The 22,614-nt window shown below is 60.6% G+C and carries 22 protein-coding genes; 10 read left to right on the top strand and 12 right to left on the bottom strand.

Translation table 11 applies throughout. The features are described 5' to 3' along the window. Positions 1-378: 378 nt before the first annotated feature. Together KUV52_RS00220 and KUV52_RS00215 are read left to right on the top strand one after the other, a co-directional pair. Positions 379-1,632, top strand: coding sequence for an HD-GYP domain-containing protein (locus KUV52_RS00220; RefSeq protein ID WP_222523927.1), 1,254 nt, complete (start codon positions 379-381; stop codon positions 1,630-1,632). Between the two features lie 18 nt (positions 1,633-1,650). Next, entirely contained in the window at positions 1,651-2,463 is an 813-nt protein-coding gene (locus KUV52_RS00215; protein WP_222523926.1) for an SDR family oxidoreductase, read from the top strand. On the opposite strand, the gene KUV52_RS00210 is transcribed toward KUV52_RS00215, so the two are convergent. Then, a complete protein-coding gene (locus tag KUV52_RS00210) occupies positions 2,438-3,070 on the bottom strand; it encodes a helix-turn-helix transcriptional regulator (RefSeq protein ID WP_222523925.1) in 633 nt (210 codons plus the stop codon). The genes KUV52_RS00215 and KUV52_RS00210 overlap by 26 nt on opposite strands. A 90-nt stretch (positions 3,071-3,160) precedes the next feature. Between KUV52_RS00210 and KUV52_RS00205 the strand changes: the two genes are divergently transcribed. Beyond that, positions 3,161-3,817, top strand: coding sequence for an SIMPL domain-containing protein (locus tag KUV52_RS00205; RefSeq protein ID WP_222523924.1), 657 nt, complete (start codon positions 3,161-3,163; stop codon positions 3,815-3,817). Here the strand turns inward: KUV52_RS00205 and KUV52_RS00200 are convergent. Next, entirely contained in the window at positions 3,814-4,128 is a 315-nt protein-coding gene (locus KUV52_RS00200; protein WP_222523923.1) for a hypothetical protein, read from the bottom strand. The two genes, KUV52_RS00205 and KUV52_RS00200, sit on opposite strands and share 4 nt — an antisense overlap. A gap of 438 nt (positions 4,129-4,566) precedes the next feature. Between KUV52_RS00200 and KUV52_RS00195 the strand changes: the two genes are divergently transcribed. Together KUV52_RS00195 and KUV52_RS00190 are read left to right on the top strand one after the other, a co-directional pair. Continuing rightward, positions 4,567-4,833, top strand: a complete 267-nt coding sequence (locus tag KUV52_RS00195) for a DUF4212 domain-containing protein (protein WP_013345919.1) — start codon at positions 4,567-4,569, stop codon at positions 4,831-4,833. Between the two features lie 4 nt (positions 4,834-4,837). Further along, the gene (locus tag KUV52_RS00190) at positions 4,838-6,595 is read left to right on the top strand and encodes a sodium:solute symporter family protein (RefSeq protein ID WP_222523922.1); all 1,758 of its coding nucleotides are present in this window, start codon (positions 4,838-4,840) and stop codon (positions 6,593-6,595) included. 46 nt (positions 6,596-6,641) lie between these two features. Here KUV52_RS00190 and KUV52_RS00185 read toward each other — a convergent pair whose 3' ends face one another. Then, positions 6,642-6,872 carry a hypothetical protein gene (locus KUV52_RS00185; protein WP_222523921.1) on the bottom strand — a complete coding sequence of 77 codons (231 nt, stop codon included), beginning with the start codon at positions 6,870-6,872 and terminating at the stop codon, positions 6,642-6,644. 51 nt (positions 6,873-6,923) lie between these two features. Between KUV52_RS00185 and KUV52_RS00180 the strand changes: the two genes are divergently transcribed. The 3 genes from KUV52_RS00180 to KUV52_RS00170 all read left to right on the top strand — a co-directional run bounded on the left by KUV52_RS00180 (position 6,924) and on the right by KUV52_RS00170 (position 10,120). Continuing rightward, positions 6,924-8,771 (top strand): DUF294 nucleotidyltransferase-like domain-containing protein, encoded by a 1,848-nt coding sequence (locus KUV52_RS00180; RefSeq protein ID WP_222523920.1) that lies wholly within the window; start codon positions 6,924-6,926, stop codon positions 8,769-8,771. Then, a complete protein-coding gene (locus tag KUV52_RS00175; protein ID WP_222523919.1) occupies positions 8,771-9,451 on the top strand; it encodes an exonuclease domain-containing protein in 681 nt (226 codons plus the stop codon). Before KUV52_RS00180 ends, KUV52_RS00175 begins: the two co-directional genes overlap by 1 nt. Before the next feature lie 81 nt (positions 9,452-9,532). Next, complete coding sequence (locus tag KUV52_RS00170; RefSeq protein ID WP_222523918.1) at positions 9,533-10,120, top strand: lecithin retinol acyltransferase family protein; 588 nt, start codon at positions 9,533-9,535, stop codon at positions 10,118-10,120. On the opposite strand, the gene KUV52_RS00165 is transcribed toward KUV52_RS00170, so the two are convergent. The 6 genes from KUV52_RS00165 to dapA form a co-directional block, all read right to left on the bottom strand. Then, on the bottom strand, positions 10,087-10,872 hold the full coding sequence (locus tag KUV52_RS00165; protein ID WP_222523917.1) for an HDOD domain-containing protein: 786 nt from the start codon (positions 10,870-10,872) through the stop codon (positions 10,087-10,089). The genes KUV52_RS00170 and KUV52_RS00165 overlap by 34 nt on opposite strands. Before the next feature lie 107 nt (positions 10,873-10,979). Then, positions 10,980-12,059 carry a ketoacyl-ACP synthase III gene (locus tag KUV52_RS00160; RefSeq protein ID WP_222523916.1) on the bottom strand — a complete coding sequence of 360 codons (1,080 nt, stop codon included), beginning with the start codon at positions 12,057-12,059 and terminating at the stop codon, positions 10,980-10,982. A gap of 58 nt (positions 12,060-12,117) precedes the next feature. Continuing rightward, on the bottom strand, positions 12,118-12,798 hold the full coding sequence (locus tag KUV52_RS00155; protein WP_222523915.1) for a GntR family transcriptional regulator: 681 nt from the start codon (positions 12,796-12,798) through the stop codon (positions 12,118-12,120). Between the two features lie 103 nt (positions 12,799-12,901). Next, entirely contained in the window at positions 12,902-14,425 is a 1,524-nt protein-coding gene (locus KUV52_RS00150; RefSeq protein ID WP_222523914.1) for an aldehyde dehydrogenase (NADP(+)), read from the bottom strand. A gap of 9 nt (positions 14,426-14,434) precedes the next feature. Next, positions 14,435-15,436: a 4-hydroxyproline epimerase gene (locus tag KUV52_RS00145; protein WP_222523913.1), complete on the bottom strand. Its 1,002-nt coding sequence runs from the start codon at positions 15,434-15,436 to the stop codon at positions 14,435-14,437. A 9-nt stretch (positions 15,437-15,445) separates the two neighbouring features. Continuing rightward, positions 15,446-16,360 (bottom strand): 4-hydroxy-tetrahydrodipicolinate synthase, encoded by a 915-nt coding sequence (gene dapA / locus KUV52_RS00140; RefSeq protein ID WP_222523912.1) that lies wholly within the window; start codon positions 16,358-16,360, stop codon positions 15,446-15,448. 167 nt (positions 16,361-16,527) lie between these two features. Between dapA and KUV52_RS00135 the strand changes: the two genes are divergently transcribed. Together KUV52_RS00135 and KUV52_RS00130 are read left to right on the top strand one after the other, a co-directional pair. Next, positions 16,528-17,553, top strand: a complete 1,026-nt coding sequence (locus tag KUV52_RS00135) for a proline racemase family protein (RefSeq protein ID WP_222523911.1) — start codon at positions 16,528-16,530, stop codon at positions 17,551-17,553. 8 nt (positions 17,554-17,561) lie between these two features. Next, positions 17,562-18,779, top strand: a complete 1,218-nt coding sequence (locus KUV52_RS00130; protein ID WP_222523910.1) for an NAD(P)/FAD-dependent oxidoreductase — start codon at positions 17,562-17,564, stop codon at positions 18,777-18,779. A 610-nt stretch (positions 18,780-19,389) separates the two neighbouring features. On the opposite strand, the gene KUV52_RS00125 is transcribed toward KUV52_RS00130, so the two are convergent. Genes KUV52_RS00125 through KUV52_RS00115 form a run of 3 tightly spaced genes read right to left on the bottom strand, consistent with a single transcriptional unit; the run spans position 19,390 to position 22,446 of the window. Beyond that, positions 19,390-20,190 carry a D-hexose-6-phosphate mutarotase gene (locus KUV52_RS00125; RefSeq protein WP_222523909.1) on the bottom strand — a complete coding sequence of 267 codons (801 nt, stop codon included), beginning with the start codon at positions 20,188-20,190 and terminating at the stop codon, positions 19,390-19,392. Next, positions 20,162-21,508, bottom strand: a complete 1,347-nt coding sequence (locus tag KUV52_RS00120) for an aminopeptidase P family protein (protein WP_222523908.1) — start codon at positions 21,506-21,508, stop codon at positions 20,162-20,164. Before KUV52_RS00120 ends, KUV52_RS00125 begins: the two co-directional genes overlap by 29 nt. Further along, positions 21,505-22,446: an ornithine cyclodeaminase family protein gene (locus KUV52_RS00115; protein WP_222523907.1), complete on the bottom strand. Its 942-nt coding sequence runs from the start codon at positions 22,444-22,446 to the stop codon at positions 21,505-21,507. Before KUV52_RS00115 ends, KUV52_RS00120 begins: the two co-directional genes overlap by 4 nt. Between the last annotated feature and the right edge of the window lie 168 nt (positions 22,447-22,614).

The raw sequence follows: 22,614 nt of genomic DNA, 5'->3' as shown, positions 1-22,614 counted from the left end.
TTTGTGTCCGCTCACCGGTAAAGGTGAGTGGAGAGCGCTGCAACACGATAAAAAAACCGGTGGCCAATCAGGCCACCGGTATAGGGGGATCATGGATCCCTTCTGCGCCGGGGGAGGGCAGAGGTCAAGGACAAGTAACAAGTTAACGAACCCAACTGCGGCACTGTGACGAGCCAGGGAACCGAAACGATACTAACAGTATTGAATATTGTATGCAATCGTAAATGTGATCAGGATCACTGCGGTGTGCCCCGGTTCGCAACGCCACAGGAGAGTTTGTCGAACAATGAGCTATAATCGCCGACGAAACAAATAGTTGGCTGAATCTGATCGCGACAGAACAGCCCGTAATACCCCAGGGGATCAGGATAGCGATCTATGTCGAGCCGGGAATTCAAAATCCCAGTTAATGCGCTTCAGGTGGGGCAGTCCATTCGCCTGCCATTGGCCTGGAAAGAGCACCCTTTTATGTTCAACCGCTTCCGGATCAAGGATGAGGGGCAGATCCTGCTCATCCGTAAGCTGGGGCTCAGTCACGTTTTCCTGCAGTTGGCCGAAGGTGAACAAGCGCCGGTACTCGAACAGGCAGAAACGCCAACCTCGCCATCGTTACCCCAGGGCAAACCGGACCGGCAGGTGATTCGCGCCCATCAGGCTGAACGGGACGCCATGGTGGAGGAGAGCCGGATCTACCGCCGCCTGCTAAAGAAGTGTGAGCAGGCTTATGGCCAGTCTATCGATACCGTGCGTTCCAGCTTTAACCGAATCGCCACCTCACCGGAGCAAGCGTATGCGGACAGCTGTGCGGTGGTGGAGGAGATCCTGACCCAGTTTGAGCACGCCGGTAGCGATACGGTGTTGCAACTGGTGGCCGCCAATCAGGAGGGCAGTATGCAGTGCCACGCCATCAATGTGGCCGTGGTGGCATTGGTACTGGGGCGTGCTCTGGGCCTGGAGGGCCCGCAGCTTAGGGAGTTGGGGCTGGCAGCATTGGTGCATGATGTGGGTAAACTTCGGATCCCCTCCAGCATCCTCAATAAACGGAGCCCGTTGAATAAAGCGGAGCAAAACTACCTGCGTCAACATCCTAAGCTGGCGCTGGAGATGCTCAGAGGCACCCCTTTTTCCACCAAATCGATCACCACCATGGTGGTGGGTCATCACGAGTACCTGGATGGCAGTGGCTACCCGCAAAAGCTGTCTGGTAATGCGATTTCGCCGATGACGCAGATCCTCACCATCGCCAATGAATACGACAGTCTGGTGAACGGTAATACGAAAACGCTGCCGCCGTATCAGGCGTTGGCGTACATGTTTAAGTGCCGCAGCAAGCAACTGAATTCCATGTATCTGCAAACCCTGGTGAAGACGCTCGGGGTTTACCCACCCGGTACCCTGGTGCGCCTTGAGAATGGCCAGGTGGGTAAGGTGCTCAGCAGTGACGCGTCGCAGCCGCTGTTTCCTACACTGATACTCTATGATGCGGAGATCCCTAAGATTGAGGCGCCCATGGTCAGTCTTGAGATGCTGGGCCTCAAGGTGGAAGCGGTGCTGAGGATCAGTGAACTGAGCGAAGCCCAATGCCACTATCTTGATGCGTCTCCCGCTTTGGCTTACTACGTACGCCGTTAACCATCGGAAATCATCACTATGCAATCCATTACTGTGGTCGGCTGCGGCTGGCTCGGGCTCAGCCTGGCTGAACAGCTTCAGAGTCTTGGTTACGACGTGCGCGGCAGCAGTCGCCAACCGGACACCCTGGCGCGTCTGGCAGAACTGGGTATTCCCGGTTACCCACTGGCGATCGGCGAGCGTCTTGAGTGCGATGATCTGGATGCTTTGCTCGAGGCCGATGTGCTGTTTGCCAATGTGCCTCCCGGTCGTCAAGCGGACGCGCGGCCCTATGGCGAACGGATGCGAATGCTCGCCGACGCCGCATGGGAGCGTGGCATTCGGAAGGCGATTTTTGTCAGTTCTACCGCCGTCTATGCGCCGGGTGAACTGGTGGAGGAATCGAGCCCGCTGGATCCAAGCCCCCGAGCGCAACAGATGCTGGAGGCGGAACGTGCCTTTGCTGAGGTGTTTGGCTCAGGCCTGAGCCTGCTGAGACCGGCGGGCCTGGTGGGGGGGGAGCGCCATCCGGGCCGCTTCCTGGCGGGTCGGCAGGCTCTGCCCGGCGCGGATGCTCCCATCAATCTGGTCCACCGCGACGATGTGATTGGTGCGGTGGTGCGAATTCTTGAGCAGGAAGCCTTTGGTGAGGTGTTTAACCTGAGTGCGCCCCACCATCCGACTCGTGAGGCCTTTTATCCCAAAGCGGCCGAGGCACTGGGCTTGCCAGCCCCGGGTTTTTCCGATGAACCCATGCCGGTGAAGCGGGTATCGGGCGAGCGGATTGTGTCTGTGCTGGGGTTTTCCTATCGCTACCCCGATCCCTTCAGCATGCCGCCTTTGACGGCGTGATCAGGTAAGCGCAGCGGCTGCCCTGTTCCAGCAGGTGTTCGCTGCGCGTTACCGACAGTGTGTCGCCCAGTACCGTTCTGAACAGCTCCAACTCTTGCTGGCAGAGCCCCCGACAGCGGGCTGCGGCAGCGCAGATCGGACAGTGATCTTCCACCAGCAACCATCCCTCTCCCTGAGGGACAACCCGGGCCATATAGCCCTCCTGATGGCGAAGCCGGGCCAATTTTTCTACCCGTTCCCCCAAACTTTTTGCCTCCGCAAGCGTCTCAAGATACAGCGCTTTTTGACTTTCAAAGCGGTGGCTTATCAGTTGATTCAGGCCCTCCGCGCCAAACAGGGCGTCGATGCCGTCCAGCAGTTGCAAGGTCAGATCCTGATGACGGTCTCCAAATTGCCGGTGTCCGGCATCGCTCAGATACCAGTGTCGGCTGGGACGGCCTGGGCCGAAGCGGCGATCCTCAAACGCGACCAGCCCCTGTTGCTCCAGCTTGTGCAGGTGTTGGCGGACGCCCATGGTGGTCAGTTCCAGCGCTTCCGCCAGTGGAGGAAGCGGCATCGGACCATTCTGTTTAAGCAGATACAGGATTTTGCTGGTGGCGCCGGACATGAGTAATAAAGTGACTTAGGGGTAAGTAACCACCATTTTTCCCCGCTTAGCTCGTTTATTCAACATTTAGGTTTATAAAAGGAGCCGATGATGCGAAAGATCCTTTGCTGTTTGTTGCTGTTGCCCGGTTTGGCCTGGGCGCAACCAAGATGGATTGAGGTGGATGGCGTAGGGGTTGCCAATGTCACTCCGGACTCGGCGATGTTGAGTGCTCAGGTGACTGCGCTGGCAGAATCGCCAAAGCAGGCTCAGGCCGACGCGGATAAGGTGATTAACCGGGTGCTGGATGCCTTTGAAGAGGCGGCGTTGCCGGTGAGCCGGTACGGCGCCGGTTCACTGACCCTTGGGCCGCGCTATGAGTACCGTGAGCAGAAGCGGGTCATGCTCGGTTACGAAGCACGCCGTGGTATCTCACTTGAGGTGCCGGTTACTGAGGTGGGGCTTTGGCTGGGACGATTTACCGAACTTGGGCTGACCGAGATCTCCACGCCCAACTACTTTGCTAGTGACGATCGGGCTCAGCGCGATGCGGTGTTCCAGGCTGCTCTGGAGGATGGGCTGGACAAAGCGGAAGCGCTTGCGGAGAAGCTGGATGCGAGTCTGGGAGAGGTGCTGGAGATCACGGAGCAGGGCGGTGCGCCGATGCCTCGTAATATGATGATGGCGGACGCGGCAGAATCCGGCCGCTATCAACCGGCACAGCAGGCGCAGCAGGTGCGCCTGCGGATCAAGGTTGCCCTGGATTAAACCAGGGTCTTCTTGGCCTTTTCCAGCAGGCCGAGCAGGTCGCCGGTGTTGTCGGCAAACGGGTTGGCCAGGCTCTTCTGCTGATGAGCCTGGAACTCCTCTTTCAGTGCTTCAACCTGCTTGGCGGTTTTCTCCATCGCACGGGTTTCAGACCAGCTGAGTTTTTCACTCTCCAGCTTGGCTTCAAAGCTGCTGCCCGGCGTGACCTGGTTACCAGCCTGAGCGGGTTTGTTCAGGTTGGCGTCGAAGTTGGCGCCCGGGGCGTTATTGAAGCGCGGACTCATCTGAGTCTGTACCGGTGACAGTTTCATGCTGTGGCTCCTTGAGTGGTGGACCCGAGAGTTAGCAAAGAGCGTGCTCAACTTGCCAAAAGTGGGATCTGTCAGCGCCCAAGTGCACAAAAAACGCCCAAAGGTTTATTCGTTGTTAATCAGCACTTTGCCTAAATGCTTTCATTAACACCGCGCTAACCCTTGTGGTGGAGGGGATGGGCTGACGTCGGCCGGGTCTGGCAAAGGGTTGCCGGAGCGGCAATCACCGACTTGCCGCTGAGACTAAAGTCTAAAATTGACGGGATTTGACCGGTTTAACGTAATTACTCAGTCGTAAGTGGCTGTTCAGTAAGTGAAAAAGATTCACCCTCGCCAGTTCGATATGCGCGCTCTTTGACTAAGGTCGATCTTCCTCACATCGCTCCCCTTGCTAGGTTAGCTCTGACTATTCCAACGATAAGGAAAGGGGAGCAGCACATGGCTTTTGAAAGCAGCGAAAAGGCCAAAGCGTATTGGGCGGAGAATCTTCGTCTGATGCTTAGCCTGTTGGCCGTATGGTTCATCGTGTCCTACGGCTGTGGGATTCTGTTGGTCGATACCCTCAACGCCGTTCAGTTCGGCGGCTTCAAACTGGGCTTCTGGTTTGCCCAGCAGGGCGCCATCTACGTCTTCGTGGCACTCATCTTTGTCTACGTGGCGAAGATGAACGCGCTGGACCGTAAGTACAACGTGCACGAGGACTGATGGCATGGATTTGCAAACACTGACGTATATCGTAGTGGGGGCGACCTTTGCCCTCTATATCGGCATTGCCATCTGGGCAAAGGCCGGCTCAACCAATGAATTCTACGTGGCCGGTGGCGGCGTACACCCTGTCGCGAACGGGATGGCGACCGCAGCGGACTGGATGTCTGCCGCTTCCTTCCTGTCGATGGCGGGTTTGATCGCCTTTATGGGTTATGACGGCGCGGTTTACCTGATGGGGTGGACCGGCGGTTATGTACTGCTGGCACTCTGCCTTGCCCCCTACCTGCGTAAGTTCGGCAAGTTCACCGTGCCGGACTTTATCGGTGACCGTTACTACTCCCAGACCGCCCGTACCGTGGCGGTGATCTGCGCCATCTTCGTCTGCTTTACCTACGTGGCAGGCCAGATGCGTGGTGTGGGCGTGGTGTTCTCCCGCTTCCTGGAAGTGGACGTTACCACCGGTGTGATCATCGGTATGGTGGTGGTGTTCTTCTACGCCGTATTGGGTGGCATGAAAGGGATCACCTACACCCAGGTTGCCCAGTACGTTGTACTGATCACCGCTTACCTGGTGCCTGCGGTATTCATCTCCATCATGCTGACCGGCAACCCGCTGCCGCAGATCGGCTTTGGTTCGGATTTGACGGCGGAACCGGGAACCTCGGTGCTGGCGAAGCTCGATGGTTTGATGAACGAGTTGGGCTTTAATCAATACACGGATGGCTCCAAGTCCACCGTAGACGTGTTCTTTATCACCGCTGCCCTGATGGTGGGTACTGCGGGTCTGCCTCACGTTATCGTGCGCTTCTTTACCGTGCCTAAGGTGGCCGATGCCCGTATCTCTGCAGGTTGGGCCCTGGTGTTTATCGCTCTGCTGTACACCACTGCCCCGGCGGTTGCCGCATTTGCCCGTCTGAACATGATCGACACCATTAACGGTCCGGATGGTCAGGGTACCCTCTACGCCGAGCGTCCCCAGTGGATTAAGAACTGGGAGCAGACCGGTCTGATCGGCTTTGCCGGTACCGACGAGAAAGTGAGTGCTTCCGGTGACGCCGGCCAGAACCTGGCCAACGATGGCGTGATGTTCTACTCCGGCGATGAACGCAACAACATGAAGATCGACCGCGACATCATGGTACTGGCCAACCCGGAGATTGCGAATCTGCCGAACTGGGTGATTGCACTGGTGGCAGCGGGGGGGATCGCGGCGGCGCTGTCGACCTCTGCAGGCTTGCTGCTGGTGATCTCAACGTCGGTGTCGCACGATCTGCTTAAACGAAACCTGATGCCAAACATTACCGACAGGCAGGAGTTGACCTACGCCCGTATTGCCGCAGCGGTGGCCATCGTTATTGCTGGCTACCTGGGCATCAATCCACCAGGCTTCGTGGCTCAGGTGGTGGCCTTCGCCTTCGGCTTAGCCGCCTCGTCCTTCTTCCCGGCAATCATCATGGGGATCTTCTCCAAGCGGATGAACAAGGAGGGCGCGATCGCCGGTATGGTAGTGGGCATCACCTTCACCGCAGGCTACATCCTGGCGTACAAAGGCGTGTTCTTCGAGCCGCTGATCGCCAACACGCCTGAAAACTGGTTGTTCGGTATCTCTCCGGAAGGGATTGGTACCCTGGGTATGGTGTTGAACTTTATCACGGCCTTTATCGTGAGTCGGATGACTCAGGAGTCGCCGCAGGAGGTTCAGGACCTGGTAGAAAGCATCCGATTCCCGAAAGGGTCCGGTGCCGCCACCCACCACTAAACAACAAGGGCACCGCAAGGTGCCCTTTCTTTTTCTTTCCCTTACCTTAAACGCCGCTTAAGGTGAGGTAGACGATGCGAAGCAACACCCCGGCAAAGAGCAGGACGATGCCACTTCGATAGAGCCGGAACTCAGACAGGTTAAGGTCCTTGAGTTTTCCAACCCAGACCTGCCAGATGGCGTGCCAGTTTTGGGTACGATGGATGTAACGCCCCAAAGCGCTCAACACCAGGATGACGCCGAGGCCCAGTACGATAGTTTGTGCAATGGCTAACATGGTTCTCTCCCTGAAACTTTGCCCAGTGTATCAAGGATGTAATAGAACAACATGACCGATCCCGATCTGGCCCCCATCATCGACTTCCTGGCTCAGCTGGTGCCCTTTGATCAGCTTGATGACAACGGCCGTCTTGAAGCTGCCTGCGGCATTGAGATCGCCTACTTCGCGAAGGCCACCGGCGAGGTGCCGGTGGATTACAGTAACCCCCAGCTCTACATTGTGCGCTCTGGCGCGTTCGAGGTGCGCAGTGAGCATGGTGAGTTGCTCGACAGATTGGGGGAGGGGGATTACTTCGGCTTTCCCTCATTACTGACCGGAGAGCAGGTCAGCAACCGGGTGCAGGTGCTGGAAGATGGCCTGGTTTACATCCTTAAAGAGGAGAGCTTTCGGGTTCTCAGAGCCGTCAGCCGCGACTTCGATCGCTTCTTCAATCGTAAGCACGCGGAACGACTGCGCCACAGTGCCCGCTACCTGGCCAGAGAGCACCTGAGTACCGCGCGGATCCGCTCGGTCATGGCGTCGCCGGTGCAGGCGGTCGGGCCGCTTACACCGATTCAGGAGGCCGCACAGCGGATGCGGGATAACCGCATTTCCAGCGTATTGGTGGTGCAGGATGACCGGCTGCTTGGGATCCTGACAGACCGGGACCTGCGCAACCGGGTGTTGGCGGAAGGGGTCGCCGTAGACACCCCGGTCAATGAAGTGATGACGGCAGAGCCGGTATCCGTTCCCTCACAGACCCTGGTGTTTGAAGCGATGCTGGCGATGAGTCAGCACAATATTCACCATCTGCCGGTGTGCGATGACGATGTGCCGGTGGGGGTGGTAACCAGTACCGACCTGATCCGGGCTCAGCGCAGTGATCCGCTCTATCTGATTGGTGAAATCGACCGGCAGCAGGATCGGGCGGCACTGGTACAGGTGGCGGGTCAGATCCCCACCCTGTTGCAGAGCCTGATTCAGGCCGATGCCCGGGCGGAAGAGATAGGACGGGTGCTGACGCTGGTGACCGATGCGCTGACCCGGCGTCTGCTGGCACTGGCACAGGATGAGCTGGGGCCCGCCCCGATGCCCTGGTGCTGGCTGGCGTTTGGTTCTCAGGCGCGGATGGACCAGGCGGGTAAATCGGATCAGGACAATGGCCTGCTGCTGGCCCGGGAGCCCAGTGAAGCGGAACTGAAGTACTTCCTCGCCCTGGCCACCTTTGTCTGTGACGGGCTGAATGACAGCGGCTATGTGCACTGTCCCGGCGGCATTATGGCGATGAATCCCAAATGGTGCCTCTCCCTGGCGCAATGGCAGAACCAGTTTGAACGCTGGATCGATCAACCGGAGCCCAAAGCGGTGATGCACGCCAGCATCTTTTTCGACATGAGGGCGGTGGCCGGACGGGGTGAACTGGCGAAAACTCTGCAACGTGACGTACTGGCGCGCTGCAAGGACAACCAGATCTTCCTGGCGATGATGGCCGCCAACGCCTGCACCAACTCGCCGCCGCTGGGGTTCTTCCGACAGTTGGTGCTGGAGCGGGATGGCGAGCAGAGAAAAGCGCTGGATCTCAAACATAAAGGGCTGGCGATCATCAATGACATCGCCCGTCTCTATGCACTGGCATCCGGCTGTGAAGCGGTGGGCACCGCGTCCCGGATCCAGGCGGCGATGAAGGCGGGCTTGCTGACCCGCAAAGACGCCCTCAATCTGGCTGACGCTCAGGAGTTCATCTCCCACCTTCGACTGGCCAATCAGGGTGAGCAGTGGAGCCGGGGTGAAGACCCCTCCAACTTCCTTCGCCCGGGCCGCATCTCGGGGCTGGCCCGGCATCAGCTCCGGGACGCGTTCGCGGTGGTGGCAAGGGCGCAGGATGGGATCCGACTCAGTTTTGCCAGGAGCCTGTGATGGTGCCTTCGAGTTTTCGCTTTGGGCTGGCTCGCTGGCGTAATCAGGTGCCGGAGTACGACCACTTTTACCAGGTGGGTGCACCGCAAGGCTCTGCGGACTACCGGGAGCAGGAGATGTTGGCGCTCGATCTGGAGCTGACCGGTCTGGATGTGCGGCAGGATGCCATCCTCTCTATTGCCACAGTGCCTATCATCGCGGGTCGACTGGTGCTCTCTGACGCCTGGCACCAGTTGGTGGCGTTTGATGGTGGGGTGGGCCAGAGTGCCACCATACATGGTATCCATGACCGCCATCTGGAGGACGCCGTTCCCCTCTCTGAAGCGCTGGCCACTCTGCTGCCCAAGCTGGCGGGCCGGATATTGGTGTGTCACCACGGCGGTTTGGATCTGGGTTTTCTGCAGTCGGGTCTGACGGCCGAGTTTGGTCAGGGCCTGCCTCTGGAGGTGATCGATACGCTGAAGATTGAACAGCGTAGGCTGGAGCGTCAGGGCACAATATTGAAGTCCGACACCCTTAAACTGGCGTATTGCCGCCGTCGGTACGGATTGCCGGATTACCCGGGCCACAATGCGCTGACAGACGCCATCGCGTGCGGCGAGCTCCTGCTGGCCCAGGCCAGCGCACTGGCGGGGCGAGGGCGGTTAACCATCAATGAGTTGTTGAGGTTAAGCCGCTAGCCCAATTGTTGAGATTGGTTACATCTTTACACCCCTTCACATCCTTTCTCCCATTAGTCTCAGTAGGAATAGGAGGATGGCATGGCACTACCTGCGTTATTGATTTTGGCTGGCGCCTTGGCTGCGGTGGAATACCAATCTCATCGCCGAACGGTTCAGGGGCGGCGATATCGCACCCCGGAGGGGGAGGCTAAGTTGGCTCTGAGACCCAGCCAGTGGATGCCCGGTCACGTCAGCGTTACGCCACAGCCCGGAGCGATCATGGCCTGTCACGTCTTTGGCGTGGTGGAGCACACCGGCATCTGGCTGGGGGAGGGCGCCATTGCGGAGCTGCATGGCAGTGGCTTGGTGCGGGCGGTTTCGCTGGAGCGCTTTCTGGCCAAACGCAGCGGCAACACCCTGTTCTGTCTCTGTGACCATCGTCATCAGCCCCTGGCGGATCCCGATGTGGCGGAGCGGGCCGCCCAGGCCCTGTTCACTTACCGGGATTACCACCTGACCGACAACAACTGTCACCGCTTTGTCTGGCACTGCCTGTCAGGCGACGAGCAGCGTATCGCCAGCTTCGGTGCGCTCAATCGTCTGCTGGCGGACCATTACCGCACGCATCTCTACTGGGACCCGGTCTGCGCCGTTCAGGCGGGCGTCGGTGCTTCGCCCAGAGCGTAAAGCTGCTCCCGGGTGAGTCCCAGGCTGTTGAGCGCCTCGTCCGGCCACGACAGTTGAGGGGCGTCCATATCCTGCTCGACCCGCCAGCGCGCCAGTGCCACCACTGTCACCAGGGGACGGCTAGCCTCCGGAGCTGAGTCGGGACGTATATGATGGCGGCAGATCAGCGCCAGTGAGGCCGGGAATTGCCAACGGCGGGCCAGTTCAGCGCCCACCTCTCCGTAGTCAAACTCAAGCAACTGCTTTTCCACCTCGGCTCTTGGGCAACCCTGGGCGACCTTAGCCACCACTTGTTGAGCCAGACGGGGCTCCTTCTGATGAATGTAGAGTTGGCCAATGCTGTGAAGCAGGCCGCCGAGACGGGCTTGCTCCTGATCCAGTCGACAGCGCTTGGCCAACCTACCCGCGAGCTGTGAGCAGGCCAGGTTCTGGCGCCAGAAACGGCCAAGATCCAGATGCGGGATGGTGACGAAACGCTGTTGAACGGCGGAGCAGATCACCAGCATTCTGAGGTTGTTTAACCCCAGCATGATGGCGGCATCCCTGATGGAGTCTACCTGACGGGCACCGGCAAAGTGGGCGGAGTTGGCCAGTCGCAGCACTTTGGCGCTTAGGGCCTGGTCCTGACTGAGAATGCGGGCGATACGGAGCAGATCGGGGTCGTGGCTGGAGAATTCCGACAGCAGTTGCTGTACCAGACGGTTGAGGCTGGGCAACGGCGTGTCGCCCTCAAAGAGACGTTCAATATCCATATTGTGTTCCCTCGGTCCGTGAGGCGTTGAGCCAAGTCTCAACAGTATGGCAAGAAAAGAAACAGGCCGCTTTGGCGGCCTGTTTTCGAGCACTAAGCGTCCCGTGCTTAGCGCTCTGCTTTGGCGCGATCCCGGGCTACCGCGTCGCGGATCAGCTCCAGGCCGCTCTTGTCGCAGGGCGGCAGTTCCGCCTGACTGGCCCGTACCGGTGTGGTGCGTTCGCCCCACTTGATCAGGGCCGCAGCGGAGGTCAAACCGGCACCGAAAGCGCAGGAGAGCAGAGTGTCCCCTGCCTTGATGCGACCAGCTTCCAGCGCATCGCACAGGGCGATGGGAATGGTGGCGGCAGAGGTGTTGCCGTAGTGCTCGATGTTGACGAAGGCTTTCTCCTTCGGCAGCCCCATCTTGCCGATCAGGGTATCGATGATGCGGACGTTGGCCTGATGGGGCACCACCAGGTCCACCTGTTCCGGGCTCAGGCCACTTTCTGCCAGTACCTGGGCGCTGAGTTTGCCCATGCCCGCAATCGCCCGCTTGAAGATCTCGCGACCCTCAAACTGGAGGTAGAAAGACATCGCTTCCGGATCGCTGCGGTCCATGGTGGTACCAAAACCGGCAACCTTCAGGATTTCACGCCCTTCCGGATCATTGTTCATGGCGTAGCTCAGCACACCCACAGGTTGATCGGAGGCTTCCACCACCACGGCACCGGCGCCATCGCCAAACAGCACTGCGGTGTCACGCAGGGTCCAGTTGAGGTAGAAGGTCAGGCGCTCGGCGCCGATCACCAATACGCGCTGGCACTGGCCGGAGCGAACCTGGGCAGTGCCCAGGCCCAGACCATAAAGGAAGCCGGAGCAGGCAGCATTGATATCAAAAGCGGCACACTGCGCACCGATGTTGGCTTGCACGGTGGCGGCGATATTGGGCACCAGGGTGTCCGGAGACGCGGTGGCCAGGATGATCATATCGATGTCGCTGCCAGACAGGCCGGCGGCATCCAGTGCGCGCTGGGCGGCCACACTGGCCAGTTCGGCGGTGCCAACGTGGCTGATATGACGCTGACCAATGCCGGTACGGGTGCGGATCCACTCGTCGCTGGTATCCATGACGGTGGCCAGATCATCGTTGGTCAGTACCGCCGGGGGAAGGCATTTACCCCAGCCGGTAATTTCGGCAGAACGCATGGGAAAACTCCTGAACATGCGGCGCAATACACGCCGCTTGGGGGACAGTACGGATCACTCAGGCTTGCAGGGCAACGTGCTCGGCGACCAGGGTTTTGACGCCTTCGGCAGCGTGCTCAATGTGGCCACGCAACAGGGTGGTGGCCGCATCAATGTCGCCGCTCCGACACAGTTCCAGAAGCGTGCGGTGCTCCTGCTCTGCACGGGGAATGCCGCCCGCCAGCAACAGTTGCAGGCGGATGTAGCGATCCGAGTTGGTATTCAAGCCTTTTACCACCTCCAGAGTGTGGGGGCGGTCTGCGCCAGCGTAAAGGCTCAGGTGGTATAGGGTGTTCAGCTCACTCCAGCTGTTTACCGCATTCTCCGCCTGAAACGCCGATTCCAGCTGCTCCAGATAATCCTCAGCCAGGGAAAGCTGGCTTTGAGTGAGGTTTGGAATGGAGCGGGCCAGCAGGGCGGGCTCAATCAGAGCGCGAAGCTCAAACAGCTCATCCACCTGGGTTACCGACAGCTCTGTGGCCGTGGCACCCTTATGGGCTTCAAACCGCACCAGTCCTTCCGCCTCCAGTTGCAGTAACGCCTCACGAACGGGAATTCGGCTGACGTTAAGCTCGGTGGCAAGGGCGCTTTGTCTGAGTGGTTCACCGGCTTTGATTTCACCGGAGAGGATCTTTTCCCTCAGCACCTCGACAACCACCTGAGTGCGGGTTTTGTGAACGATGGGGCTTCCCTGACGCATTTGTATATTTTCTATGACTTGATTTGCCCTCTAGAGTACCTATCCCAGTGGGCAAAGAAAAGGGAGCCCCAAAGGACTCCCTGATCTGCGTTAACAATTTGTCTCAACGCAGTGCTTGCGGCAGTTGAGCGGTCGGCCAGTTCTGATAGGCCAGCGGACGCAGGAAGCGCTGAATCGCTTCTGCACCAACCGAAGTGGTTTGCGCTGCGGTACTGGCGGGCCAGGGGCCACCGTGGTTTTGTGCCGCACACACCTCAACACCGGTAGGCATCTGGTTGGCGATCAGACGGCCTGAGGTGTAGGCCAGGGCCTCCAGCAGTGCCTCGTGTCGGGCAAAGTCGTCGGCGGTACCGTGTATCGTGCAGGTAAGCTGGCCGGGCAGGGTGTCTACCAGGGCATCCAGAGCCGGGCCCTGGGCACCGGTGATCACCAGAACACAGGGGCCAAACACCTCTTCAAACAGCGCGGCATTGCCCAGTGCATCGTCGGCGCTGACCCGGTAGATCAGTGGAACCGCACCGTTCGGGTTGCCCTCATTGCGGCCACGGGCCAGTTCCGTTACGCCATTCTGGCTGGCCAGATGGTCTGCACCGCTGCGATAAGCGCGGGCGATCCCCGGGGTCAGCATCACCCCCTCTGTCTGGCTGCTCAACCCTTCGGCCAGGCTGGCCAGGTAGCGATCTGCGCCCTCACTGTTCGGCAGCAACACCAGCCCCGGGCTGGTACAGAACTGCCCCTGGCCCATCATCATGGAACCAATCTGCATCTCGGCCAGCTGTTCCGGCTGGGCAGCGAGCTGCCCCGGCAGAATCACCTGAGGGTTTACTGCACCCAGCTCGCCATAGAAGGGGATTGGGCGGGGACGGTTGGCGGCTTCTTTGGCCAGAGCCTGACCGACGGGGCCGGAACCGGTAAAGCCCACTGCAGCGATTACCGGGTGGCGCACCAGAGCGACAGAGAGTGCCGGGCTGCGGCCCTGGATCAGCGAGAATACGCCTGCCGGGAGGTTGCAGCGGCTGATGGCGCGGCCAATGGCGCCCGCAACCAGCTCGGAGGTGCCGGGATGGGCGGGATGGCCTTTGACGATCACCGGGCAACCCGCAGCCAGAGCAGAGGCGGTATCGCCACCGGCCACCGAGAAGGCCAATGGGAAGTTGGAGGCACCGAAAACGGCCACCGGTCCCAGCGGCACCTGGCCAAGGCGGATATCGGGCCGCGGCAGGGGCTGACGGTCGGGCAGGGCGGCGTCCTTGATCACCGGGTGCAGTGGCGAGCGCAGCCAGCCGGCAAACGCGCGTAGCTGGCCGCAGGTGCGTCCCCGCTCACCCTGCAGGCGCGCGGCGGGCAGTGCGGTTTCCTGTTCGGCGCGGTTCAGCAACTCATCGCCAAGGGCTTCAATCTCCTCGGCGATCGCTTCCAGATACGCGGCCCGTTGTTCCGTATCAAGGCGGCGGTAGGGCGCAAAGGCGTCCGCCGCAGCCGAAGCTGCGGCGGCCACTTCCGCTTCGCTGCCATCCGCGAAGTGGGTCGGCAGTGGGGCATCCGTGCGGGGATCCCACGCCAAAAAGTCGTGTTGCGGCAGGCCAGTCCACTGGCCCGCAATAAAGTGTTGTCCTGTCAGGGGCATGGTGACTCCTTATTTCACCTGAAAGCCGAAGGCATAGGGGTCGGCGTCATCCACCACCAGGGTGTTGTGGCCGTGAACCCGTGCCCAGCCCTGAATACTGGGGATGATGGCGGGCCGTCCCGCTAACTCCGTTACCCGCTCGACGCGGCCGACAAACTGACTGCCGATGATCGATTCATGCACAAAGGTTTCCCCTTCACGCAGCAGCCCCTTGGCGAAGCGCTGTGCCATACGGGCGCTGGTGCCGGTACCGCAGGGAGAACGGTCCAGGGCACGGTCGCCATAGAACACCGCGTTGGCGGCATCGGAATCCGGCTGTTTGGGGGTGCCGGTCCAGAGTACGTGGCTGACGCCGCACACAGTGGGATCCTCAGGATGGACACAGGGCAGCGCCACGTCCGCCGCTTCACGGACCAGAGGGCTCCAGCGCAGCAGTTGATCCGCGCTCCAGTGCTCGATGCCGGGGAAGTTGGCCTGAGGTTCGACAATCACGTAGTAGTTGCCGCCGTAGGCCACATCCACCTTGAGGGTGCCCAGGCCGGGCACCTCAATGGTTTGGTCCGCATGGGCCAGGTAGGAGGCGATATTGGTGAGTCGAACCCAGTCAACCTTGGCGCCGGTCTGCTGGTAGGTCACGTCGATGACGCCCGCCGGTACCTCAAGGCGCAGCTTGCCGGGCGTGCGAGGGGTAAGCAGCCCCGCTTCCAGTGCGGCGGTCACGGTGCCGATGGTGCCGTGACCACACATCGGCAGACAGCCGGAGGTCTCGACAAACAGAATGGCGCCGTCGTTGGCCGGGTCGCAGGGGGGATAAACAAAGGCACCGGACATCATGTCGTGGCCACGGGGCTCGAACATCAGGGCCTGACGGATCCAGTCATGGTTGGCCAGAAAATCCTGACGTTTCTCACTCATGGTTCGCCCCTGCAAGGGCGGGTGACCGCTGGTGATAAGGCGCACCGGATTACCGCAGGTGTGGGCATCGATGCAGAAAAAGGTGCCTTTGATCATCGCGTTCCCTCAGTCCAGGTTAAATCGGCTCAGGTCGGGGCGGGTTGCCATCGCGTCGTCGTAGACACGGGTCACGCGGGCGCGCTCCTCGCCGGAAAGGGGCAGACGGGGGGCGCGAACGGTTTCGCTGCCGCGACCGGCCAACTGCTCGGCAAACTTGATGCACTGAACCAGGTGCGGGACGGTGTCCAGACGCAGCAGTGGCAGGAACCAGCGCCACAGCTCCAGCGCCTCAGCATAACGACCGGCCTGGGCCAGGTTATAGATGGCAACGGACTCACGGGGGAACACGTTGGTCAGGCCGGAGATCCAACCGGTGGCGCCCAGCATCAGGCTCTCCAGGGCGATGTCGTCCACGCCGCAGAAGATGGTGAAACGATCACCAAAGCGGTTGTGCAGCTCGGTAATGCGGCGGGTGTCGGTGGTGGACTCTTTGATCGCCACGATGTTGGCTTCTTCCGCCAGTTCTGCGGTCATCTCCAGGTCCACATCAACGCCGTAGGTCACCGGGTTGTTGTAGATCATGATCGGCAGCTTGGTGGCGCGGGCCACGGTGCGGTAGTGGTACAGCGTCTCTTCGCGGTTGGCGCGGTAGACCATGCCCGGCAGCAGCATAATGCCGTCGATGCCGATGGTTTCCGCATCACGAACGTAGTCGATGGCGAAGGCGGTGGTGGTTTCGGCACAGCCGGCAATGACCGGGATGCGGCCGTTGGCAACGGACACGGTGTGGCGCAGGAAGGTGCGCTTCTCTTCGGCGCTCAGTGAGCAGTTCTCACCCACGGTACCCAGGGCGATGATGCCGTGGATCCCTTCCTCAATCAGCTGGTTAAGCATGCGTTCGTTGGCGGCCAGATCCAGTTGGCCGTCAGCGTCAAACTGGGTGGAGATGGCGGGATATACCCCTTTCCAATCAACCTTCATGGAAGATCCCTCTTGATGATGTGTATGCCTGTCTGGCAGGCGGTATTGTTTTGCGGTGGATATTGTATACAATCAACTCGGACGTAACGCAAGTGATCGTTAATGTAACGCAAACTGGTAGGATTTCGAGAGGCCCGTCACACTCTCGGCTGAATTAAGGAGAATTCATGACCCTCACCGCCCCACGCGCCCTGACAGAGGGGGCTTTGCAGTTCACCACCCTGGACGCTCATACCGAGGGTGAGCCGCTGAGAATCATCACCAGTGGCTACCCGGAGATTCCCGGTGATTCGATTCTGGCCAAGCGCCGTTATCTGACCGAACATCTGGACCAGTACCGCCGGTTGCTGATGCATGAGCCGCGTGGCCACAGCGATATGTATGGCGCCCTGATCACCGAGCCGGTGACGGCGGACGGGGACTTCGGTGTCCTGTTCCTGCACAACGAGGGTTACTCCAGCATGTGTGGCCACGCCATTCTGGCGCTGGCGCAGGTTACCGCCCAGTGCCGCGATGCCCAAACGCCCATCGAACTGAAGATCGATGCCCCCGCCGGTCGGGTTACCGCTTACTGCCAACCGGGCGAAAAGGGTTGGGAAGCCAGTTTTGATAATGTGCCCGCTTTTGTGGAGTGTCTGGACCAGCAGATTGCGGTACCCGGCGTCGGTACGGTGCAGTACGACATCGCCTTTGGTGGCGCCTACTACGCCTTTGTGGATGCGGATGCTCTGGGACTCTCCCTGGATGCGGATAATGCCCGGGAGGTGATCCGGGTCGGCCAGGCGATCAAGCTGGCGGTGGCGGAGGCTTACCCCCTCAACCATCCCGAAGCGGATGATCTCGGCTTCCTTTACGGCACGATTTTTACCTCCGGAAAGGTCAAGGAGGCCCATCGTCACAGTCGTCACGTCTGCATCTTTGCGGATGGCGAACTGGACCGCAGCCCCACCGGAACCGGCGTGTCCGCCCGCATCGCCCTGCTGATGGCCCGGGAGAGCATCGATTTGGGGGACACCGTGGAGATCGAATCGATTGTTGGCGGCCGAATGCAGGTAACGGCGATGGCCCGACAGCACTATTTTGGCCGCGATGCGGTGATTCCCCGCGTCAGTGGGCGCGCCTGGATAACCGGTGAGCACCGCTTTTTCCTCGATCCCCGGGATCCCTTCGACCACGGCTTTTTCCTTCGGTGAGGTCAGAGATGAAACAGGATGTGGTGATCATTGGCGCCGGGGTCGTGGGATTGGCCACCGCTGCTGCCATGCAAAAGGCGGGACGGTCCGTTCTGCTGATCGACCGGGACCAGCCCGGGGCCGGGACCTCCTCCGGCAACGCCGGGCACTTTGCCACTGAGCAGGTGTTCCCTCTGGCGGATCCCGCGCTTCTGCCCAAAATCCCCGGGATGCTGCTGGACCCGCTCGGACCTTTCCGTATCCGCCTGCGCTACCTGTGGCGGGCGCTGCCCTGGTTTATGCGGTTTCTGGCCAATATGACCCCGACCGCCCGCAGCCGGAACACCCGCGCGTTGCGGGCGCTCAACGAGGACGCGATGGCTGCCTGGCAGGAACTGCTGGAGGCGTTGGCGCTGAGCGAACATCTGGTGAAGAGGGGCTCGCTGCTGGTGTTTGAGCAGGCTGAGCCGGAAGAGGTGCATGCCCAGGTGGGCAAATACGCCAGCGAGGGCGTCGCCTGCCGCTATCTCACTGGCGACGAGGTGCGCGAGTTGGAGCCGGTGTTGGATGGTCGCATTCAGCATGGGATCTGGTTCACCGATACCGGCCATACTCCGGATCCCTTCGCTCTGAGCAAAGGGATATGGACGGCGCTGGAGGGGCGGGGAGCCCAATACCTCAATGCAGAGGTCACCGGGATAACCTCAAATGGCGAAGTGGCGCTGGCGGATGGCCGAGGGATCGAGGCAGAAACCGTGATCCTGTGTGCGGGGGCGTTCTCCCGTCAGTTGGCAGCGCAAACCGGACACCGGGTGCCCCTGGATACGGAGCGGGGCTACCACCTGATGTTACCCGCCCACTCCGGCCTGACCCGTCCGGTGGCCAGCGCCGATCGCAGTTTTATCATCACACCGATGGCCCATGGCACCCGGTTGGCGGGCACCGTGGAGTTTGCCGGTCTTACTGCACCGATGGATCCCCGGCGGGCCGACATCCTGCTGACCCATGGCCAGGCGTTGCTGCCGGGAATAAATGGCGAAGGGGCTGAGCGCTGGATGGGCTTCCGGCCCAGTTTGCCGGATTCTCTGCCGGTGATGGGGCGTGCGGCGCCCGGGGTGTGGTTTAACTTTGGCCACCAGCACCTGGGGCTGACCCAGGCAGCGGCAAGCGCGGATTGGCTCAGTAACGCGCTGCATAAGGGAGACGGGGCACGGCTAACTCCCTTCTCCCCTCTGCGCTTTCGCTGAGTGCTGACCGGAAACCAAAACGCTGACCCTTTGAGTCAGCGTTTTTTTGTCATCCCAAAACCACCGCCTATGGCGGTGGTGAACAGAATTTCGGGGCTTTGCCCGTAGAGTTGAGACTTCTAAATATATTCGCGTAAACGGAAAAGTAGACGAGCCTCAAAATCGAATCCGTTTGATGTTGTCCGCAGGTGTTTCACGGCGAAAGCCGTCCACCTTCGCCGACTCGCGGCGCCGAGCGTGAGCGACTGGGAATGAAGCCGAGGGCCAGGGGTGAGAGCCGATAGCCAGGGGTGAGAGCCGATAGGCAACAACGCGAAGCCAAGGATGGCGGAGCCGGCTTTTTGGAAAGGGTATGGATAGCCTTTCCCAAAAACGAGTCTGGCCAGAGCTGAAATGGGAAGGAGAGGGAGCGAGGGGCATTCGCCGCGCCGGAGGCAAAGGGGAGTCCAGAGGGGCGATAGCCCTTCTGGCGGCCGCCGGGCCGCTCCCGGCAAAAGGGGATAATGGCTTCGCTACAGTTACATACCTGTGGCATCCCCGAAAACAAAAAGCCCCCTTAAAGGGGGCTAATCAAAGCCACCTGCTATGCAGGTGGATATTTACTGGCGTTTCAGCCTGAAATGCTCAGCGACTGAGCCAGGGTGTGGCTGCTGCCGGGCTCGAGTCGTAACGGCTCCAGGGCCAGGGCGCTCTCCAGGCAGATAAACTCCTGCTCGCCGCCAAAGTGCACGTCGCCAATGCCATGCGCCGGCCCCGGGTTCCAGACGACGGTGGCATCGTGTCCACGGTTGTGGATCTGCAGACTGGTGTCCCCCTGTCTCAGTGCCAGCTGTGCCAAGCCGGGCACGATCGCGTCCACCGGGATGGGCGGCAATTTGGCATCCGGCCCGTCATCAAACAGCCGGTCCGCGTTCTCCAGCTTATCGTGATAGGGCAACCCGGAGAGGGCAGGCAGGTGCAGGGTAGCCACCTCAGCCTGGAGATAGCTGTGTAGGGCGGCCGTAAAGGCCCAGGGCTGATCATCGGTGTTGGTGACCCTCAACGTGATAGCGAGAGTGTCGGGGGTCAGTGTGTAGCTGATGGTCGCCTCAAAGTGGTGAGGCCAGAGCGCCAGGGTGGACTCACTGTCCCGTAACGCCAGCACCAGACGGGCCTCGGTTGGCGTGCTTAGTTGCTCGATAACCTGCCAGAGGCTGGTGCGGGCGAAGCCGTGACTGGGCCCGCTTGCCGCTTTACCAAACCAGGGGAAGCAGAGGGGCACACCCCCCCGAATGGGGTGGTGGCCGCTCAAATCCGCATCCCGGCTCAGCCAGAGCTGCTCCTCTCCATTAACCTGCCAGGAGAGGGCCTGACCGCCAAAGGGGCTGACGGTGAGGAGGCTGTCAGCGCAGCGCAGACTCAGAGGGGACATGGACACTCCTTGTGATGGGGGCGCTGCCAACCAGCGCTTCCAGCTCCGCCACGGTACGCGGCGCCGCTGCCGAAAGATTTTCGGCTCCAGTATGGGTGACCAGAATGTCATCTTCAATCCGAACGGCGATGCCACGCCAGCGAGCGTCCACCTCTTCGGCGTTATCGGGGAAGTAGATCCCCGGTTCAATGGTCAGCACCATGCCCGGCTCCAGCGTACGCCACGCGCCGTCCGCCTGCCGGTACTGGCCGACATCGTGGACATCCAGGCCCATGTAGTGGCCGGTTTTGTGGACGGTATAGCGCTTATGAGCCTCTTCGGTAAGCAGGGTCTCCAGGTCGCCTTTGAGGATCCCAAGATCCAGCAGGCCCTGGGTCATTACGCGGCAAGCGGTGTCGTAGATCCGGCCCCATGGTGCGCCCGGCGTCACTTCGGCGATGGCAGCATCCAGGGCAGCCAGCACCAGTTCATACAGCTGGCCCTGTGGCTCGCTGAAAGTGCCGCTCACCGGGTAGGTACGGGTGATGTCTGAGGCGTAGCCACGGAACTCACCGCCGGCGTCAATCAACAGCATCTGGCCGGACTCCAACACCTTGTCGTTCTCATCGTAGTGCAGGCACATGGCTCGGGGGCCACCCGCCACGATATTGGGGTAGGGGTCGGTATCACAGTCCCAGTGCGCCAGGGTGGCGTTGAAGGCCATACTGAGCTGGCGCTCGTTGACGCCGGGGGCGGTGTTGGCCATCACCGCGCGGTGGGCGTCGCAGGCGGCATCGACCGCATGGCGGATGGCGGCAATCTCTGCATCGGTCTTAATGATGCGCATCTCGTGCAGCAGGCCTGCCAGGGGCTCCATGGAGCGGAAATGGCGACGCTCATCGAACCGGACGGATCCTCGCTGTTGGTTGAGCCAGCCCCAGACGCGCTGGGTGAAGCGGTTCTCTTCGTCGCCCAGCAATACTCGCTGACGGGTTTCCAGCAGTTCCGGCAGTCGTTGGTCGATCTCGTCAATGCTGAAAGCGAGGTCAGCCCCCAGCGTGGCAACCGCACCCTCTGGCCCGACACGGGCTCCGAAGCTGGTTTCCTGGGCGGGATCCTTTGGACGGCAGAACAGCACGTAGGGCTGAGCGTGACCCGGGCGGATCAATGCCACCGCGTCGGGTTCATGAAAGCCGGTCAGATAGAGGAAATCCTTGTTCTGGGTAAACCGGTAGGGCTGGTTCTTGGAGCGGGTACGCTGCGGCGAACCCACCACAATGATCGCAGAGTTGCTGTCCAGTTGCTGACAGAGCCGGGCTCGATGGTGTTGTGGAGTCATGCTTGTTCCTTCCAGTGCCGTTCCACTTCGCGGGCGGCGGCGAGATCTTCAAGGGCGTGGCCAACGGATTTAAACAGGGTTAACGCCTGCGGGTCGGTTCGGCCATTGTGCTGTTGCTGGCACAGTTCAAACAGGGTGGCGTGAATGTCGTCAGGGGTGATCACGCCCTGAGCCAAAGGGATGGCGAGATCGCCGGTCTCTTTGAGGGCGCCCTCCCGGCTGTCGACATATATCTGGCAGCGGCGAACCACGTCATCATCCGCTTCCCGCATGTCCGGACGGTAGGCGCCAACCAGGTCGACATGCTGCCCGGGGCGGAGCCACTCGCCTTTGAGCAGAGGCGTTTGTGACAGGGTGGCCACACTGATGATGTCCGCATCAGACGCCGCCTTTTCCAGATCGGTGACCACCTCAAACTGCAGGTCGAGATGGTCCAGTTGGGCGATCAACCCTGCCGCCTTCTCAGGGTTGCGTCCCCACAGACGCACTCGCTTGATGGGGCGGACGCTGCTGTGTGCCTCAATCAGCAGAGGCGCCAGCGTGCCGGTGCCCACCATCAGCAGGGTCTCGGCGTGTACCGGAGCCAGATAGCTGGCTGCCAGTGCTGAAGCGGCCGCGGTGCGGCGTGCGGTGAGGGCGGGGGCGTCCATCATCAGTTCCGGCGTGCCGGTGGGCAGGTCCAGCAGCAGGTAGATCCCCTGAATGCTGGGCAGGTCGGTATTGTGGGGGGCAACGGTGACCACTTTGACGCCCGCCTTATCGCCGTCCTGCCAGGCGGGCATCAGCAGCAGTGTGGTTTCACGGTGGCCGGGATGGGCCATGTCGTGATGGTGGCGCAGGGGCACGGTTGCCCCTTCGGTAAAGGCCTGACGCAGGGCGGGAACCAGACGTTGAAAGGGCAGGGCGGCATGAACCTGCCCGGCGTTTAACTGTTCCATAGTGATTTTTGTATACAATATCCGTTTTGGGTGTTTGATGATAAGGGCGTCGGAAAAAAAAGTCATCCCGGAAGCCAAAATGGGGCGCCGTTGCGCATTGAGCTGAACTAGAGTTAAGACACTCTATCGAGGCGAGCTAATAATGACTCAACTAACCCGTGCTCAAAT

This window comes from Ferrimonas balearica (assembly GCF_019802055.1).
GTDB classification, from domain to species: domain Bacteria; phylum Pseudomonadota; class Gammaproteobacteria; order Enterobacterales; family Shewanellaceae; genus Ferrimonas; species Ferrimonas balearica_A.
This window is presented reverse-complemented; position numbering and strand designations above follow the sequence as displayed.